We start from the raw sequence: 18,665 nt of genomic DNA on the forward strand, positions 1-18,665 counted from the left end.
ATGGGATACTGAACCCGATACATCCGCGTATCGGCCGCGCTCGTGGCGACCCGTCCCCCCGCATCGACATCTCGCAAAAGGCAGCCCGTGTCTCACCTCGCCGTCCTGAGCCTGAAGAACCGCGCGCTCATCGCCCTCGTGACGATCGTCGCCGCCGTGTTCGGCGGGCTGGCATTGACCAACCTCAAGCAGGAGCTCATCCCGTCGATCGAGTTCCCGGCGCTGACGGTCGTGGCGACCTACCCGGGCGCCTCGCCCGAGGTGGTGTCCAACGATGTGTCGCTCCCCATCGAGACGGCCATCCAGGGTGTGCCCGGGCTCGAATCGACCACCGCGACGAGCACGACCAACGCCTCGATCATCCAGGCGGCCTTCACCTACGGCACGGATCTGGCCACCGCTGAGCAGAAGATCACGCAGGCGATCAACCGCATCAAGGGTCAGCTGCCCGAATCCGTCGATCCGCAGGTCTTCAGCCTGTCGATCGATGATCTCCCCGTCATCCAGCTCGCCGTCACCGGGTACGACGACGAGACGTCGATCCAGCAGCTCCTGGAGTCCACGGTCATCCCCGACCTCGAGGACGTCCCCGGGGTCAACTCCGCCGAGGTGGTCGGCGGCGCCGGCCAGCGCATCACCATCACGCCCGACCAGGCGGCGCTCGCCGCAGCGGGGTTCAGCCAGCAGGCGATCAGCGACGCCCTCGACCAGAACGGCGTCCTCTTCCCCGGCGGCGGCATCACGGAGGACGACCGCACCCTGACGGTGCAGACCGGCGCGAAGATCACCTCGGTCGAGGACATCGGGGCGCTTCCGCTGGTTCCGACCGACCCTGCCCAGTTCGGCGCCGGCGTCGTCACCATCTCCGATGTCGCCACCGTCGAGGCCGACCAGGACCCGCAGACCTCGATCTCGCGCGTCGACGGCGAGCCGGCGCTCACGATCGCCGTGACGAAGCTGCCTGCCGCCAACACCGTGGACGTCTCGAAGGGCGTGCTCGCCGCGCTGCCGGACCTCGAGCAGGCACTCGACGGCGCCGCCGAGTTCACCGTGGTGTTCGACCAGGCGCCCTTCATCCAGGAATCCATCGCGGCGCTCGCCGAGGAAGGGCTCCTCGGGCTGGCGTTCGCGGTGCTCGTGATCCTGCTGTTCCTGCTCTCGGTGCGCTCGACACTGGTCACGGCGATCTCGATCCCCACCAGCGTGCTCATCACGTTCATCGGCATCCAGGCGTTCGGGTACTCGCTGAACATCCTGACCCTGGGCGCCTTGACGATCGCGATCGGTCGCGTCGTCGACGACTCCATCGTCGTGATCGAGAACATCAAGCGCCACTATGTCGGGTCCGCCGACAAGCTGCGGTCCATCCTGCTGGCCGTGCGCGAGGTGGCTGCCGCCATCACGGCATCCACCATCACCACCGTCGCGGTGTTCCTGCCCATCGCCTTCGTCGGCGACGTGACCGGTGAGCTGTTCCGGCCGTTCGCGCTGACGGTCACGATCGCGATGACGGCGTCGCTGTTCGTGTCGCTGACGATCGTTCCCGTGCTGGCCTACTGGTTCCTGCGCCCCGGCAAGGCGCTCATCGGACCCGATGGTGAGCCCATCGACCCCGAAGACCCCTCTGCGCCGCCGTCGCGGCTGCAGAAGGCGTACCTACCGGTGCTGCGGTGGACGCTGCGCCACTCGGCGGTGACCCTGCTGCTGGCCCTGCTGGTCCTCGCGGGCACGGTCGCGGCGGCGCCGTTCATGAAGACGAACTTCCTCGGCGACACCGGGCAGAACACCTTCACCGTGACGCAGGATCTCGGTCCCGCCGCCTCGCTCGACGCAAAGGACGCCGCAGCCGCCGTCGTCGAAGAGGCGCTGCTGGGCGTCGACGGCATCGAGACCGTGCAGGTGTCGATCGGCTCGAGCGGATCGGCTCTCGTCGACGCGTTCTCGGGCGGGTCGAGCGGGGCGACCTTCTCGGTCACCACCGACCCCGAGGCCGACCAGATCACCGTGCGTGAAGACGTGCTCGACACCGTCGACGGGCTGTCCGACGTCGGCACCGTCGCACTGTCCGCACAGGGCGGATTCGGGTCCAGCGACATCGAGATCGACGTCACCGCACCCGACCAGACGACACTGCAGGAGGCGACGGATGCCGTCGTCGCCTCGGTCGAAGGACGCGACGGGGTCGAGCAGGTCACCACCAACCTCGCCGCTTCGCTGCCGTACATCGCCGTCGTGGTCGACCGCGACGCCGCCGCTCAGCGCGGGCTGTCTGAAGTCGCCGTCGGCGCGCTCGTGTCGGGGACGATGCAGCCGCAGCAGATCGGGTCGGTCGAGATCGACGACACGACGCTCACGGTGTACCTGGCCGCCTCGCAGGTGCCGGCGACGCTGGAGGACCTGAAGAGTCTGCAGGTGCCGACCGCCACGGGTCCGGTGGCGCTGTCGGAGGTCGCGACGGTCGAGGAGAGCGAGGGCCCGACCTCGATCACCGCCGAGCGCGGCCAGCGCACCGCCACCGTGGTCGTCACCCCCTCGGGAGACGACCTCACCGCCGCGTCGGCCGTCGTCACCGAGGCGCTCGCCGACGCAGACCTGCCCGCTTCGGCCGACGCGAGCGTGGGCGGCGTGCTTTCTCAGCAGCAGGATGCTTTCTACCAGCTGGGCCTGGCCCTGCTGGCGGCGATCCTGATCGTCTACATCGTGATGGTGGCGACGTTCAAGTCGCTGCGCCAGCCGCTGCTGCTGCTGGTGTCCGTGCCCTTCGCGGCGACGGGCGCGATTCTGCTGCAGATCGCCACCGGGGTGCCGCTCGGCGTCGCATCGCTCATCGGCGTGCTCATGCTCATCGGCATCGTGGTGACCAACGCCATCGTGCTGGTCGACCTCGTCAACCAGTACCGCGTGAAGGGGCTTTCCGCTCACGACGCCACCATCGCCGGCGGCGCGCGACGTCTGCGTCCCATCCTCATGACCGCGCTGGCGACGATCTTCGCGCTGACGCCGATGGCGCTGGGCATCACCGGCAGCGGCGGGTTCATCTCCCAGCCGCTCGCCATCGTCGTGATCGGCGGGCTGATCTCGTCCACCGTGCTGACTCTGCTCGTGCTGCCGACGCTCTACAACCTCGTCGAAGGCGCGCGCGAGCGTCGTGAGGCCAAGCGCGCCGCGGTGCCGACCGAGGCGCCCGCGCCCGCGGTCGCCGTGGCGGTGGCCGGCGCGGCGACTGGTGGTCCGACGACGGGTGTGCCGACGACGGGTGTGCCGACGACGGGTGTGCCGCTCACGCGGCGCGAGTTGCGGGCACTCGGGTCGACGAACCCGATCGCGGTCGCCGGCGCGGCCACCGGCGGTGCGGCGACCGACCTCGACGCGCCGGCGACGCAGGAGCCGGATGCCGCTGAGCGGCCTGTCGGGGCCGTTGAGCCCGACGCTGAGGTCGACGCCGACCCGTCCGGCGATGAGTCGTCTTCTGCGGAGTCGAACTGGTTCGATGAGGCTGCCGGATCCGCTGTCTCACCCCGCGAGAGCGCTGAGTCCGGCGAGAGCGCTGAGGCCGACGAGCGCGCGGAGTCCGGCGAGCCGGAGGTCGAGGGCGTGGAGCCCGCAGCGGAGGCTGCCGAGCTGCCGCCCGAGGTGGAGTCCGGCGAACAGTCCGAGGCGGAGTGGTCCGAGCACGACGTGGCGGAGCCGGCGGAGACGGGCGAGCAGGCCGAGGCGGAGCCGAGCGAGCACGCCGCGGGACAGCCCGGCGAGCGGCACGACGCCGAATCCGGCGAGCACGCCGCGGAGGAGCCCGATGAGGGCGCCGAGGTCGAGCCCACCCACGGTCACGAATGGCAGCCCGCCGAGTTCTCCGAGGCGCAGCCTGCCGAGGGTGAGGATGGGCGGCCGGCCGAGTCCGACGCGGCGCAGCCCGCCGAGCTCTCCGACGCGGACGAGCCGTCCGAGTTCAGCGGGGCGCAGCCCGCCGAGTTCGACGAGGCTCAGCCCGCGGAGGGTGACGAGTGGCGACCCGCCGAGTCCGATGAGGCGCAACCGTCCGACATCGACGAGGCTCAGTCCGACGAGACCGATGTTGCGTCCGGTGCGGCCGAGGCCGGCGACTCCGACGCGGCGTCCGACTCATCCGAGACCCACGACGGCGGATCCGACACCCAGCGCTGACTTATGGGGTGCGGGCGGCCGTACCCCAGGACAGCTGCCACTCCTCGCCGGGGGCGAGCCGGCGCAGCCCTCTGCCCGAGTTGAAGGCGTCGGCCGGCGCCGTCATCGGCTCGATCGCCACGGCGAGCCGCTCGCCGGGGAACCGGTCGGTCGTGAACACCTGCACGTAGTCGAAGCCCGGACCGGCCCAGACCGCGAGTGAGCGGCCATCCGGTGCGGTGAGAGGGTCGCGCGGACGAGGTCGTCATCGTCGCGGCTGATCGTGCCGTACGCGGTGTCGAGGTCGAGGTCGCCGAGTCGGCGCGGGGTGCGCAGGTCGGTCGCCTCGTCGACGGGCTCTTCCGCAACCGGCAGCAGCCGCTCGTCGACGGTGAAGCGCGTCGCGGCATCCAGGTGCAGCGTCAGCCCGGCCGTGTCGGCGCCGCCGATGCAGAAGTAGGGATGGGCGCCGATGGCGACGGGTGCGTGTTCGGCCCCCAGGTTGATCACCCGGTGGGCCACCGTGAGGGAGCCTTCCGCCACGGTGTAGGTGACCTCCGTGGCGAGATGGAACGGATAGCCGATCTGCGGGTAGACGTCGGCACCGAGGGTGACGGAGTCCTTCGCATAGGCGACGGGCTGGTAGCCGGTGAAGCGCAGCAGCCCATGCGAGGCGTTGCCGGTCTTCGGTTCGCTGATCGCCAGCCGTTGCGTCGTCCCCTCGTGCACCCAGACGCCGTCGCGCACGCGATGGGTCCAGGGGGCCATGACGATGCCGGCGCCGGCGGGCGTCGGGAGGTGATCGCGGTAGCGGGGGACGAAGTCGACCCCATCGACCGAGAATGCGCGCAGCGCACCGCCCACCTGATTCACCTCGACGGTGGTGTCGCCCGCCTCCACGGTGAAGCGGCGGCCGGTCGGGTCGTAGGGAATGTGGGTGGTCATGCCGTCATGGTAGGCCGATGGGCGGTTTCCCAGCGTCGCACCCGTATACTCGTCTGGTCGGCTTCGGACACTGCGCGTGGTGCGCGTGGATGGGTTTGTGAGTCCAAGGGGCCGATGGTGGGCGTCGATCGACGTGCATGACCACTATCGATAATGGCCCCGGCCGACGGATGTCCGGGTTATACCTGCGTGCCAGCGGGTGCTGTTCTCGTGTGAAAGAGAACCCAGAAGGACATTTCCCATGCCCAAGAGCAAGAAGCCCGCAGGCGGCCGACCGGCCAAGAACTTCGAGCCCCGCTACGGCGCGAAGACCAGCTTCCAGGACCGCAAGCGTCGTCCCGGCGAGGCATCGACCGGTACCACCGGCTCGAAGAGCCCCAGCCACCGCGGCTACCGCGCCCCCGAGCAGACCACGGATGCCGCGCCCAAGCGCCGCTGGACCGCGCAGGAGAAGGTGGGTCGCGACGCGTCCCGCAGCATCCGCAGCCACTCCGAGGATCGCCCCCGTCGTTCGTTCGACGACCGTCCCGCCCGTTCGTTCGACGACCGTCCGGCCCGCTCGGCCGGCGACCGTCCCCAGCGCGACGGCTACCGCGGTGCCCAGGGCGACCGCCCGGCTCGTTCCTACGGCGACCGCCCGCAGCGTGATGACCGTCCCGCGCGTTCCTACGACGACCGCCCGAAGCGTTCGTACGGTGACCGCCCGCAGCGTGATGACCGTCCGGCCCGCTCCTACGATGAGCGTCCGGCCCGTTCGTACGGCGACCGCCCGCAGCGCGATGACCGTCCCGCCCGCTCCTACGACGAGCGCCCGGCTCGCTCGTACGGTGACCGCCCGCAGCGCGATGACCGTCCGGCCCGCTCCTACGGCGACCGCCCGGCGCGTTCGTTCGACGACCGCCCCCGTCGCGATTCCGCTGACCGTCCGGCCCGTTCGTATGGCGACCGCCCCGCGCGTTCGTTCGACCGTCCGCAGCGCGACGACCGTCCCGCCCGTTCGTATGGCGACCGCCCCGCGCGTTCGTTCGACCGTCCCCAGCGCGACGACCGTCCCGCCCGCTCGTTCAACGACCGCCCCGCGCGTTCGTTCGACGACCGCCCGCGTCGCGATTCCGGTGACCGTCCGGCTCGCTCGGACTGGAACGCCGAGTCCAAGACGAAGGCCCAGGAGGCCCACGTCGACGTCGTGCACGAGCGCCTGCAGGCCGAGGCCGTGCAGGCCGGCGAGGTCGCCGATGTGACCTTCTCGAGCCTCGGACTGGGCGACAACATCGTCCGCGTCCTGCAGGACCTCGGCGCACCGACCCCGTTCCCGATCCAGGCGGCGACCATCGCCCCGATCCTCGAGGGCAAGGACGTTCTCGCCCGCGGCCGCACCGGCTCCGGCAAGACCATCGCCTTCGGCGCTCCGCTCGTGGAGTCGCTGCTGCGCTCGCAGGCCGGCAAGCGTCGCGAGTTCGGTCGCCTGCCCAAGGCGCTCGTGCTCGCCCCGACCCGTGAGCTCGCGCTGCAGATCGACCGCACCATCCAGCCGATCGCGCGCAGCGTCGGCATCTTCACCACGCAGATCTACGGCGGTGTGCCCCAGGCGCGCCAGGTCGGCGCGCTGAAGAAGGGCGTCGACATCATCATCGGCACGCCCGGTCGCATCGAGGACCTCGTCGCACAGGGCAAGCTCGACCTCTCCGAGGTGCAGATCGTCGTGCTCGACGAGGCCGACCACATGTCGGAGCTCGGATTCCTCGAGCCGATGCAGCGCATCCTGCGCCTCGTCGCCGACGGTGCGCAGAAGCTGCTGTTCTCCGCGACACTCGACCGCGAGGTCGCCGCGCTGGTCGACGAGTTCCTCGTCGAGCCGGCCGTCTACGAGGTCGCCGGTGAAGACCAGGACTCCAGCACGATCGACCACCGCATCCTGGTGATCGACCACCGCGACAAGGCCGAGATCCTCACCTCGCTCGTGGACCGCGAGGGCAAGACCCTCGTGTTCGCCCGCACCCGCGCCTACGCGGAGATGCTCGCCGAGCAGTTCGACGACGCCGGCATCCCGGCCGTCGCGCTGCACGGTGACCTCAACCAGGCCAAGCGCACCCGCAACCTGCAGCGCCTCACCGAGGGACGCGTCAGCGTGCTCGTCGCCACCGACGTCGCCGCCCGCGGCATCCACGTCGATGACATCGACCTGGTCATCCAGGCCGACGCGCCCGACGAGTACAAGACGTACCTGCACCGCTCGGGCCGCACCGGCCGCGCGGGTCGTGCGGGCCGCGTCGTCACCCTCATCCCGCGTCAGCGCCGCCGGCGCATGACCGAGATGCTCGACCGCGCCGAGATCGAGGCTCCCTTCGACGAGGTGCGCCTTGGCGACGACCTCCTCGAGGAGATCGCCGGCCGTCAGCTGGCCGACGTCGACGCGTAAGCACGCTCCCGAAGCGCCGGTCGCCCCCACCCGGGCGGTCGGCGCTTCGTCGTTCCCGGGGCGGTCGGCGCTTCGTCGTTCCCGGCGTAGGAGATGTCGCGGGCGTAGGCGGTTCCGGCGCGGATTCGTCCTGCGCTGGTCGCATCTCCTGCGCTCGTGACGGGGCGCCGAGGGTGCCGCTCCGTGGGTGGGGTGCCGGGGTGCTCCCGCGCTGACGGGGTGCGGGGGTGCCGCTCGTGACGGGATGCCGCGGGCGCGCGTCGCCGCAGGGCGGGCCTGCCGCCGTCAGAACAGCGCCGGTGCCGCCGTCGCGGCCGCGGCCGCCCGCCCGCGAGCGGTCGTGACCACGGGGCCGGGGCGTGCGGGACGGCGGGGCTCGTCGTCCTCTTCGCCACCGGTGAGCCGGTGAAGGCGCAGCAGCGGCCGCACCCGTCGTGCGAGCCAGGTGCGGTACGCCTTCGGCGCCATCACGGATGCCCCGGGGTAGAGCCCGTGGTACGACGACACCAGCTCCGGATGCTCCCGCGCGAGCCACTGCAGGAACCAGGGCTTCACGCCGGGGCGGAGGTGCATCGCGCCCCACACCACGCGCCCGGCACCCGCGGCGGAGATGCGGCGCAGCGCATCGTCGAGCACCGCGACCGAGTCCGTGAGGTGCGGCACGATCGGCATGAGGAAGACCGTCACGCGGAACCCCGCCTCGCGGGCCGCGCGCACGGTGTCGAGCCGCGCCTGGAACGACGGCGCCCCCGGCTCGATCGCGGCACGCAGTGACTCATCGGCCACGGCGATCGACATCGCCAGCGAGACCCGCACCTGCTGGGCGGCGTCGCGCAGCAAGGGCAGGTCGCGACGGATGAGCGTGCCCTTGGTGAGCACCGAGAACGGCGTGCCCGATTCGGTGAGCGCGCCGATGATCCCCGGCATGAGCCCGTAGCGGCCTTCGGCGCGCTGATACGGGTCGGTGTTGGTGCCGAGCGCGACCGTCTCGCGCGCCCACGACCCGCGCCGCACTTCGCGCGCGAGCACATCGGCGACGTTGATCTTCACGACGATCTGCGAGTCGAAGTCGCGCCCGGCATCCATGTCGAGGTACTCGTGGGTGCCGCGCGCGAAACAGTAGACGCACGCGTGGCTGCAGCCCCGGTAGGGGTTGACCGTCCAGTCGAAGGGCATCGCCGACACCGCCGGCACGCGGTTCAGCGCGGACTTGCACTGCACCTCATGGAAGGTCATCCCCGCGAACTCGGGCGTCGTGACCGAGCGCACCAGGCCGTCGATGCGCTCCATTCCCGGAAGCGCATCGGCGTCCACCACCCCGAGCTCCTGACCCTGCCACCGCATCGTTCCATGGGAACAGATCTTCGACACTCTGTCAATGCGGCGGCGCGGCGCACCTCGAACACTCCCGCGCGGCCGATGCTGTCGGGAGCGCCGCGACGGGGGACAATGAAGGGGTGACGGACCCCCGACCGCCCGAATCGCGACGCGCGCTGCGCACGGCGCGAGGTTCGGCGCGCGGTGGAACGGCGACCGCGACGGCGACGGCCCCCGTGGCCCCGGGCCCACGGCGCCGGCGCCGAGCGGCGCGGCGACGCGGCGCCGTCGTGCTCACGCTGCTGACCGTGCTGATCGTGTGGGGAGGCGTCTCGCTCGTGACGCTGCTGTCGGGCTCCGGCGACGGCAGCGGCGACGCGCTCTCACCGACGCCCGCCGCGGCTCCCGCGCCGCGGGTGACGGCTCTTCCCGTGCCCGCGCTGACCCCGCCGCCCGTCGCGGATGCGGTCGCGGACACGCCGCCGGCGCCGGCGGCCGTCGAGGGCATCTGCGCCGAGCCGGCCGTCTCGGCGGCGCTCGAAGCCGGCGACGATGCCGCCGCGATCGCCGCCGCGGGCGGTGCCGCCGTCTTCCGCGAGGCCGTCGCCCGCGGGGCGGCGCTGTGCATCGACCTGTCCGATCCGGCGCGGCTGTGGGCCGTCGTGAACAAGCAGCGACCCTATTCCGTCCCCGATCACGTTCCGGCGTCGCTCGTGTCCGCCGGCTCCATGCAGGGCGGCAACCAGGTGATCCTCCGTGAGGACGCGGCCGCGGCGCTGCAGGCGATGGCCGATGCTGCGCGCGCGGCGGGCGCGGAGTTCGGGGTGCAGAGCGGGTACCGCTCCTTCGGCATGCAGCAGTCGATCCATGACGCGCAGGTCGCCCGGCTGGGCGCCGCCGAGGCCGAGCTGGTCAGCGCCCGGCCGGGATACAGCGAGCACCAGTCCGGCCTCGCGGCCGACGTCGTGTCGTGCGTGGACGGGTGCGGCACCCTCGACGGCCTTGCGGGCAGCGCCGCCGACCGCTGGATCCGCACGCACGCGTGGGAGTACGGCTGGATCGTGCGGTACGAGGACGGGTACGCGCCCGTCACCGGATACGCGTACGAGCCGTGGCACCTGCGCTACCTCGGCCACGACCTCGCCCGCGCCTACCATGACGGCGGATTCCACTCGCTCGAGGAGTTCTTCGAGCTCCCTCCGGCGCCGGCATACCCGGGCTAGCGTCACCCTCCAGAGTCCGGAACTCAGTTCCGCACTTCACGGCATCCGATCCCACAAACGCGCACCTCGAGACCGGCCCAGAGCCTAGACTCGGGTCATGGCGGCGCCGCCCGAGCGGGCGCAGCGTCGCACCCGGATCCACAGAAGCACGGCGGCCGCGGCGCCGACCGACACCGAAGGAGGCGCGCCATGGAGCGTGACATCTACGACGAGGACCACGAGGCATTCCGCGAGGTCGTCCGCGAGTTCATCAAGCGCTACGCGACGAACGAGAAGCGCGAGAAGTGGGATGCCGACGGCGAGATCGACCGCGAGACCATGCTCGCCGCGGGCGAATCCGGCCTCATCGGGCTGTCCGTCCCCGAGGAGTTCGGCGGCGCCGGCATGCTGCAGGACTACCGCTTCCGCACGATCGTCAACGAAGAGGTCATCGGCGCCGGCGCCGGGTCGCTCGCGGGCGCGTTCGGCATCCAGGACGATCTCGCGGTGCCCTATATCGTGCACATGGGCACGCAGGCGCAGAAGGAGAAGTGGCTGCCCCGCATGGCCACCGGCGAGGTGCTCGGCGCCCTGGCGATGACCGAGCCCGGCGCCGGCAGCGACCTGCGCGGCATCAAGACCACCGCCAAGAAGGTCGACGGCGGCTACATCGTCAACGGCGCGAAGACGTTCATCTCCTCGGGCAAGACCGCCGACATCGTGGTGACGTTCGTGAAGACCGGCGAGGGCACCCGCCCCGACGCCTTCAGCCTGCTCATCCTCGAGAACGGGATGGAGGGCTTCGACCACGGCAAGAAGCTGCACAAGATGGGCTCCCACGGCCACGACACCGCGGAACTGTCGTTCACCGATGTCTTCGTGCCCGAGGAGAACCTCATCAGTGGCACCGAGGGCCAGGGCTTCGTCCAGCTGATGATGAACCTGCCGCTCGAGCGTCTGTCGATCGGCATCGCCGCGGCATCCGCCTCGCAGGCCGCCCTGGCGTGGACGGTGGAGTACACCAAGAGCCGCGAGGCGTTCGGTGAGCGCATCATCGACTTCCAGAACACTCGCTTCAAGCTGGCGGACGTCGCCACGACCGTCGACGTCATGTGGGCGTACCTCGACAAGGCGCTCATGTCCTACAAGGAGGGCAAGCTCACCGGCGAAGAGGCCGCGAAGGTGAAGTTCTGGACCACCGACCGCGAGTGGGAGATCCTCGACACCTGCGTGCAGCTGCACGGCGGGTACGGCTACATCACCGAGTACCCCATCGCCCGGGCGTTCCTCGACGCGCGCGTGCACCGCATCTACGGCGGCACGAACGAGATCATGCGCGACATCGTCAGCCGCAAGATCGCCGGCAAGCGCTGACCTGCACCTGACGCACCCGGATGCCGCGGCCCCACCGGGGGTCGCGGCATCCGTCGTTCGCGGGGAGGTCAGCCCCGTGGCCAGAAGACGACCAGCAGCGCCCCGGTCACGATCCAGAAGGCGACGACGAAGACGGTGTCGCGGGTGCGCCAGGGCACGAGATGCCGCTCGGTGCGGTCGGGGTAGGCCCCGAAGGCGCGGGAATCCATCGCCAGCGCCACCCGCTCGGCGTGACGGATGGCCCCCGCCAGCAGCGGCACGAGGTATCCGGCACCGCGGGCGATCGCGGCGAACGGCCCGCGGCCGCCGTGCGAGCCGCGCACCCGGTGTGCCTGGCGGATCACGTCGAGCTCGTAGCGGAACCGCGGCACGAACCGGAAGGCCGCCAGCGCCGTGTAGCCCACCCGGTACGGCACGCGCAGCTGCTGAACGAGCGCGCGCACCAGGTCGGGGCCGGTGGTGGTCAAGCCGGCCATCAGTGCCAGCGCGACGATCGCGCCGAGCCGCAGCGCCGTGGCCATGCCGATCTGCAGCGCGCCGGCATAGAGCGTCCAGCTGCCCGCCTGCAGCACCGGGGCGGTGGCGGCGACCCGGTCGGCATCCACCCAGACGCTCATCCCGAAGCCGATGAGCAGGATGCCGAGGGGCACGGCGGCCAGCAGCGTCGCCGCCAGCCGCGGCGTCCAGCGGGCGCCCACAATGACGACCAGATACGACAGCACGAGGAAGGCCAGCGGTGTGGTGAGGTCACGGGCGAAGACGAGGATGGTCATCGCCGGGAGCGGGGCGAGGAACTTCGCCAGCGGGTTCAGTCCGTAGAGGAACCGTGCCGCGGGCGCGGGTGCCGCCTCGGCGTAGGGATCGGCCACCACCGTCATCGTCCGCCTCCCGGGAGGTCGGCCAGGCGCACCACGGACTGCAGGCGGGGATGCCGCGTCACCCCGCGCAGCGCCTCCCGCAGGGGCGGCGGACGCAGTCCCGCCCGCGCGAGCAGGGCCTCATCGGCGAACACCTCGGGCGTCGCTCCGGCGGCGAGCAGACGGCCGTCGCCGAGCACGACGGTGCGGTCGGCGTACTCGGTGACCAGCTGCATGTCGTGGGTGACGACGATGATCGTCGTTCCCTGGCGGTTGAGGTCGCGCAGCAGTGTCAGCAGCTCGTCGGCGCGGGCGCGGTCCTGGCCGAAGGTGGGCTCGTCCAGCACCAGCACCGGCGCCCCCGCCACGAGCGCCGTGCCCACCGACAGGCGTCGCTTCTGGCCGCCGGACAGCAGGAACGGGTGCACGTCGGCCTTGTCCGCGAGGCCGAACCGCTCGAGCAGCTCGTCGGTGCGCTCCCGCACCTGGGGCTCGGGCACCCGCTGCAGCCGCAGGCCGTGGGCGAGCTCGTCGAACACGGTGCCGGCGATGAACTGGTGCTCGGGATTCTGGAACACGAAGCCGATGCGACGGTGCAGCGTGCGGGCGTCCGCACGGCCCGGATCGATGCCGCCGACCTCCACACGCCCCCGCGGCGGGCGCACGACCCCGGCGATCGCCTGCACGAGCGTCGTCTTGCCCGCCCCGTTGGCGCCGACGACGGCGACGAACTCGCCCGCGCGCACATCGAGGTCGACGTCGTGCAGCACCTCGCGGCGCCCGCGGGCCACGGTGAGTCCGCGCACCTGCACGACGGGGGCGTTGCGGCGGCGGGCGGGGGCGGATGCCGGCGCCGCGTCATCCGCGGTCCCGGTCGGCGTGACCGGGGCGGGCTCGGCCTGCAGGGCGTCGCGCAGCTCTCCCGGCGTCAGCGGCAGGGGGTCGAGACGGTATCCCGCACGGCGCAGGCGCAGCGCCGCCAGCGTCGCGGTCGGCAGCCACACCCCCATGTCGTGGAGTTCCGCGGCGCGGGTGCGCAGCACGTCGCCGACGGGGCCGTCCACGACCGTGCCTCCCGCGGCGTCGAGCGCGACCACCCGGTCGACGAGGCCGATCGCGGCATCCAGGTTGTGCTCGATGAGCAGGATCGCCCGGTCGCCGGTCGTGGCGATATCGCCCAACGCCCGGTAGAACTCCTCGATGCCCCGCGGGTCCAGGTTGGCGGTCGGCTCGTCGAGCACCAGCAGGGGCGACTGCAGCGCCAGCGCGCACGCGATGGCCAGGCGCTGCCGGCCGCCGCCGGAGAGGTGGTCGGGGTTCTCGCCGCGACGCTCCCACAGCCCCACCCGGCGCAGCGCCTCCTCGGCGCGGGCCAGCACCTCGGGTGCCGGAAGCCGCAGGTTCTCCGGTCCGAAGGCCACCTCGTCCAGCACCGTCCCCGTCACCAGCTGGGCGTCGGGGTCCTGGAACACCATGCCCACGCGGGTCGCCAGTCGCGCGACGGGGGTGGTGCCGGCATCCTCTCCCGCCACCCGCACGCTCCCCGCCACCGCGGCAGGCACCGCCTGCGGGATCAGCCCGTTCAGCGACAGCGCGAGCGTCGACTTTCCGGAGCCGCTCGGTCCGAGCAGCAGCACCACCTCGCCGGGATCGATCGAGAGGGTCGCCGATGTCGGCGCCGACGACGCTGCGCCCGGGTAGCGCACGGCCAGGTCGCGCACCCGCAGCAGCGGCGGCGTGGGGTCGGCGCTGTCCGCCGGGACGGACGCGGCGGACTCGTCGCGGGGAGCGGAGGTCACAGGCATCCAGAGCGCAGGGGGACGGGGTCTCCCCCCACGGTAGCCCGCCCTATCTTCGCTGCCAATCGCGCACGCTCAGCGCGCGACGGCGCGGGCGACGCCCGCGTTGCGCAGGCCGCGACCGACCGCGAGCCCGGCCGCCGTCCACGCCACCGGTCCCAGCACCGACACCGAGAGGTAGGTCACCTGGGCCCACGGCGCGAGAGAGCCGAGGTCGGCGACCATCGCGACCACGAACGCCACGATGGCGCCGAGGATGACCGCCGAGATGAAGAAGCGCCAGGCCTGCCACACCCGGTAGCGGGTGGCGGCGGCGACGAGCTCCTGGATGCCGCCGAACAGCAGCGCGGTGCCGATGAACCGCAGGGCCCAGTGCGGCGCGAGCGCCGCCCCGACGAGGGCGGCCATGAGGTGGGTGAGCAGTGCCACCCACGGCAGGCGCAGCGCCTCCTGCGCGATGATGCCGGGCAGCACGTGCACGCCGAGCACGACGCCGTAGATGATCGGGAACGCGGCGATGACCAGGGGCGTCAGCCAGCTTCCGACGGCGGCCATGATTCCGGTGGCGACGCCGATCGCGGCGCAGGTCAGCAGGACGCGCGTCGAAAGTCGGGAGGTCGCAGGCACCCGTCCAGGCTAGCCGTGGCACCTGCATGGCGGGCGGGAGGACGACCGGAGAAAACCGAAAGACCGGGAAGCGCCCGCTCAGAGACCCTGGGTCAGATCCGGCGCCGTCGGCGGGTCAGGCGCACCCCTGGCAGCGGCGGGGCGGGCACGCGCTCGGGGCCGTGCCCGACGACGTGCCCGAAGCGGTCGGAGTCGGCCTCCCATGCCTCGCGTGCCTCGACGATCTCCTCGTGCGAGCGGCCGACGAAGTTCCACCACATGACGATGTCGCTCTCGAACGGCTCTCCGCCCAGCAGGAACAGGGTCGCCGGTTCGTCGGCGGTGACCTGCACGCCGGAGGGCCCCGGCGGAAGGTAGAGCAGCTGCTGCGGGGCGAGCGGCACGTCGTCCTGCCCGTCGAGGTGTACGAGCGTCGTGCCGGTCACCCCTGCCAGACCGTGCTCCCACGCCGCCTCGAGCGGCAGGTGCACGCGGGTACCTGCGGGCAGGCGCACCTCCGCGCCGACGAGGGGGGTGTACACGGATGCCGGTGAGGCGGTGCCGGCGAAGCGCCCCATCACGACGGTCGCCTCGGCTCCGTCGTCGAGCGCGACGACCGGGAGCTGCTCATGCTGCTCGAACGCGGGCGACCCGTGCCGGCGCGACTCCGGCAGCGCCACCCACAGCTGCAGCGCGTCGAGGGGTGCGGGGTCGTCGCCGAGCGAGTACTCCGAATGGGCGATGCCGGCGCCGCTGGTCATGAGATCGAGCGACCCGCGGCGCACGATCACGTCGCTGCCCAGGGTGTCGCGGTGGCGCACCTCGCCGACGAGCGGCCACGTGACGGTCTGCAGGCCGATGTGCGGGTGCGGCTCGACCCGCATCACCGTCGACTGCGGTCCGAACCGGTCGAAGAAGCACCATGCCCCGATCGTGGGGAGGGCGCGCTGCGGCAGGCTCCGGTGCACCGTCATGGCCCGCAGGCCCCCCAGCGGCACCTCGCGGGCGTCGAGCATCAGCACCCCGGCGCCGGGGGCGGTGGCCGTCGCAGCGGAGGTGGGCGCGTCGGTGGGGGCGGCCTCCGCGTCCCAGCGGGTCATGAGTCCTCGGTGTCGGGGTCCGTGCTGCCGAGGTCCTCCACGAGCGGCCAGTGCACGGTGAGCCCGGGCACGTCGTTCTCCTTCAGGTAGGACGCGACGAAGGGGCACAGCGGCTCGACCTCCTCGCCACGGCCGGCGACGTCGGCCAGCGACTCGGCGACGAGGTCGGTGGCGAGACCGCGCCCGCGGAACGCCGGGTCGATCTCGGTGTGGGTGAAGCGCAGACGCCCGTGGCCGTCGGGCTCGAACTCGGCATAGCCCGCCAGCACGTCGGCGACACGGATCTCGTAGCGGTTCTCCTCGTCGTCTCGCGTGACGGACGGCGGTGTTTCGAGCAGGGCCATGGTGGCTCCTTCCGGTCGATTCGTCCCAACGTATGCGGCAGGGCCGTTGTTCCGCGAGGGTCGGGGTCTGCCGTTCATCGCGCGTCCTGTGCCGTTCGTCGCATCCTCGTGGCGCCGCCGACCGCGACAGCGGCGCCGGTTCCTACTTTGGAGGCACGCAATGTCGCGTGCCCGAAGGAGACCCGATGACCGCTCATCCCCCCACGCGCGGCGGCGCCACCGCGGCGCCGGAACCCGACGCAGACCTTCCTCCCGTCGCCGTCCCCGAAGCCGAGCTCGAGCGCGAGGCGCGCTGGACCCTCCCGAAGATCCTGATCTGGACCGCGATCGCCCTGCTGGGCGGTGTCGCCTGGGTCATGCTCGCCATCGTCCGCGGCGAGACGGTCAACGCGATCTGGTTCGTCTTCGCGGCCGTCTGCACCTACCTCATCGGCTACCGCTTCTACTCCAAGGTGATCGAGAAGCACATCACCCGCCCCGACGACCGGCGTGCGACCCCGGCGGAGTACCGGCAGGACGGCAAGGACTACGTCCCCACCGACCGTCGCGTGCTGTACGGGCACCACTTCGCCGCGATCGCCGGCGCCGGTCCCCTCGTCGGTCCCGTGCTCGCCGCGCAGATGGGGTATCTGCCCGGCACGCTGTGGATCATCGTCGGTGTCATCCTGGCCGGCGCCGTGCAGGACTACCTCGTGCTCTTCTTCTCGATGCGCCGAGGCGGCCGCACGATCGGTCAGATGGCCCGCGACGAACTGGGCCGCATCGGCGGGACCGCGGCGATCCTGGCATCCCTGCTCATCATGATCATCATCGTGGCGATCCTCGCGCTCGTCGTCGTCAACGCCCTCGGCGAGAGCCCGTGGGGCGTCTTCAGCGTCTCGATGACGATCCCGATCGCCCTGTTCATGGGCTGCTACCTGCGGTGGATCCGCCCCGGGCGCATCACCGAGATCTCGATCATCGGCTTCGTGCTGCTGATCGCGGCGATCGTCGCAGGCGGCTGGATCGCCGACACCGAGTGGGGCGCGGCGGTGTTCACGCTCGACCGCACCACCATCGCCGTCGGCATCATCATCTACGGCTTCATCGCCGCGGTGCTGCCGGTGTGGCTGCTGCTGGCGCCCCGAGACTACCTGTCGACCTTCATGAAGATCGGCGTCATCGTCATGCTGGCCGCGGCCATCGTGCTCGTGCGGCCGGAGATCACGGTGCCGGCCTTCAGCGAGTTCGCCGGCGGAGAGCTCGGACCGGTGTTCTCGGGACCGATCTTCCCGTTCCTCTTCGTCACCATCGCCTGCGGCGCCCTCTCGGGGTTCCACGCCCTCATCGCCTCGGGCACCACCCCGAAGCTCATCGAGAAGGAGCGCCAGACCCGCTTCATCGGCTACGGCGGCATGCTGATGGAGTCGTTCGTGGCGATCATGGCGCTGGTGGCGGCGATCTCCATCGACCGGGGCATCTACTTCGCCATGAACGCCTCGGCCGCGGCGACCCTCGGCACCGTCGAGGGCGCGGTCGCCTTCGTCAACGGCCTCGGGCTCTCGGGCGTGAACCTCACGCCCGAGATGCTCACGTCCACGGCCGCAGCGGTCGGTGAGGAGAGCATCATCTCCCGCACCGGTGGTGCCCCCACGCTCGCCCTGGGCCTCGCCCACATCATGCAGCAGGCCCTCGGCGGCCAGGCGCTCATGGCGTTCTGGTATCACTTCGCGATCATGTTCGAGGCGCTGTTCATCCTGACGGCGGTGGATGCCGGCACCCGCGTCGCCCGCTTCATGCTGCAGGACTCGATCGGGGTGGTCATCCCGAAGTTCCGCGATGTCTCATGGCGACCAGGAGTGTGGATCTGCACGGCGGTGATGGTCGCCGGCTGGGGCGCGATCCTCATCCTGGGCGTCACCGATCCGCTCGGCGGCATCAACACGTTCTTCCCGCTGTTCGGCATCGCCAACCAGCTGCTGGCCGCCATCGCGCTGGCGGTGGTGCTGGCCATCGTGGCCAAGCGGGGGAAGAGCTACGTGAAGTGGCTGTGGATCATCGTGCTGCCTCTGGGCTTCACGGCGGTCGTCACGATCACGGCATCGATGTACAAGATCTTCTCGCCGGTGCCTCAGGTGGGCTACTGGGCCAACAACGCCGCGTTCCGTCAGGCGCTCGCCGACGGCGAGACGTCGTTCGGCACCGCGCCGACGGTGGCGGCGATGGAGGCGGTCGTGCGCAACACGGCTGTGCAGGGAACGCTGTCGATCATCTTCGTGACGCTGGCGATCATCGTCATCGCCACCTCCGCCATCGTCACCATCAGGGCCATCCGCGCCGGCGGCGGCGCCGACCACGAGGACCCTGCCGTCCCGTCGCGCCGGTTCGCACCTGCCGGCTTCATCGCCACGAAGGCCGAGCGCGAGATCGAGAAGCAGTGGGAGCAGCTGCCGGCCGATCGGCAGCCCACGGCGAGCGGCCGTCACTGATCGGGGGGTCGGTGATGAGCCGGGGGGGGGGGGCCCCCCCGGGGGCACCGCGGGGGGTGGGGCACCCGGCGGCGGGGCGGCCCCGCGCCCC

General features: G+C 71.5%; 11 protein-coding genes and 1 pseudogene. 5 read left to right on the forward strand and 7 right to left on the reverse strand.

The window, feature by feature from the left end; translation table 11 throughout:
* Positions 1-87 precede the first annotated feature (87 nt).
* Positions 88-3,306: pseudogene (locus tag NQ165_RS08900) on the forward strand (efflux RND transporter permease subunit); the annotation flags it as partial.
* Positions 3,307-4,266: 960 nt separating this feature from the next.
* On the opposite strand, the gene NQ165_RS08905 reads toward NQ165_RS08900, so the two are convergent.
* On the reverse strand, positions 4,267-5,088 hold the full coding sequence (locus NQ165_RS08905) for a galactose mutarotase (protein ID WP_257532724.1): 822 nt from the start codon (positions 5,086-5,088) through the stop codon (positions 4,267-4,269).
* A 241-nt stretch (positions 5,089-5,329) separates the two neighbouring features.
* On the opposite strand from NQ165_RS08905, the gene NQ165_RS08910 reads away from it, so the two are divergent.
* Positions 5,330-7,507: a DEAD/DEAH box helicase gene (locus NQ165_RS08910; RefSeq protein WP_257532726.1), complete on the forward strand. Its 2,178-nt coding sequence runs from the start codon at positions 5,330-5,332 to the stop codon at positions 7,505-7,507.
* A 285-nt stretch (positions 7,508-7,792) separates the two neighbouring features.
* Here NQ165_RS08910 and NQ165_RS08915 read toward each other — a convergent pair whose 3' ends face one another.
* Complete coding sequence (locus NQ165_RS08915) at positions 7,793-8,851, reverse strand: Rv2578c family radical SAM protein (protein WP_257532728.1); 1,059 nt, start codon at positions 8,849-8,851, stop codon at positions 7,793-7,795.
* Between the two features lie 263 nt (positions 8,852-9,114).
* On the opposite strand from NQ165_RS08915, the gene NQ165_RS08920 reads away from it, so the two are divergent.
* Together NQ165_RS08920 and NQ165_RS08925 are read left to right on the forward strand one after the other, a co-directional pair.
* Entirely contained in the window at positions 9,115-10,047 is a 933-nt protein-coding gene (locus NQ165_RS08920) for a M15 family metallopeptidase (protein WP_257532730.1), read from the forward strand.
* Between the two features lie 189 nt (positions 10,048-10,236).
* Entirely contained in the window at positions 10,237-11,400 is a 1,164-nt protein-coding gene (locus NQ165_RS08925) for an acyl-CoA dehydrogenase family protein (protein ID WP_257532732.1), read from the forward strand.
* Between the two features lie 68 nt (positions 11,401-11,468).
* Here the strand turns inward: NQ165_RS08925 and NQ165_RS08930 are convergent, their stop codons facing one another.
* From NQ165_RS08930 to NQ165_RS08950, 5 genes are all read right to left on the reverse strand, one after another.
* On the reverse strand, positions 11,469-12,278 hold the full coding sequence (locus NQ165_RS08930) for an energy-coupling factor transporter transmembrane component T (RefSeq protein WP_257532734.1): 810 nt from the start codon (positions 12,276-12,278) through the stop codon (positions 11,469-11,471).
* The gene (locus NQ165_RS08935) at positions 12,275-14,062 is read right to left on the reverse strand and encodes an ABC transporter ATP-binding protein (RefSeq protein ID WP_374940936.1); all 1,788 of its coding nucleotides are present in this window, start codon (positions 14,060-14,062) and stop codon (positions 12,275-12,277) included. The genes NQ165_RS08930 and NQ165_RS08935 overlap by 4 nt, the downstream gene beginning before the upstream one ends.
* 69 nt (positions 14,063-14,131) lie before the next feature.
* On the reverse strand, positions 14,132-14,683 hold the full coding sequence (locus tag NQ165_RS08940; RefSeq protein ID WP_257532738.1) for an ECF transporter S component: 552 nt from the start codon (positions 14,681-14,683) through the stop codon (positions 14,132-14,134).
* A 92-nt stretch (positions 14,684-14,775) separates the two neighbouring features.
* The gene (locus tag NQ165_RS08945; protein ID WP_257532740.1) at positions 14,776-15,762 is read right to left on the reverse strand and encodes a pirin family protein; all 987 of its coding nucleotides are present in this window, start codon (positions 15,760-15,762) and stop codon (positions 14,776-14,778) included.
* Entirely contained in the window at positions 15,759-16,106 is a 348-nt protein-coding gene (locus tag NQ165_RS08950; RefSeq protein ID WP_257532741.1) for a GNAT family N-acetyltransferase, read from the reverse strand. The genes NQ165_RS08945 and NQ165_RS08950 overlap by 4 nt, the downstream gene beginning before the upstream one ends.
* A 185-nt stretch (positions 16,107-16,291) precedes the next feature.
* Here NQ165_RS08950 and NQ165_RS08955 point away from each other — a divergent pair, with 185 nt between their 5' ends.
* The gene (locus tag NQ165_RS08955) at positions 16,292-18,574 is read left to right on the forward strand and encodes a carbon starvation CstA family protein (protein WP_257532743.1); all 2,283 of its coding nucleotides are present in this window, start codon (positions 16,292-16,294) and stop codon (positions 18,572-18,574) included.
* Positions 18,575-18,665: the final 91 nt, after the last annotated feature.

The sequence above is a fragment of the Microbacterium sp. zg.Y1084 genome (genome assembly GCF_024623595.1).
Taxonomy (GTDB): Bacteria; Actinomycetota; Actinomycetes; order Actinomycetales; family Microbacteriaceae; genus Microbacterium; species Microbacterium wangruii.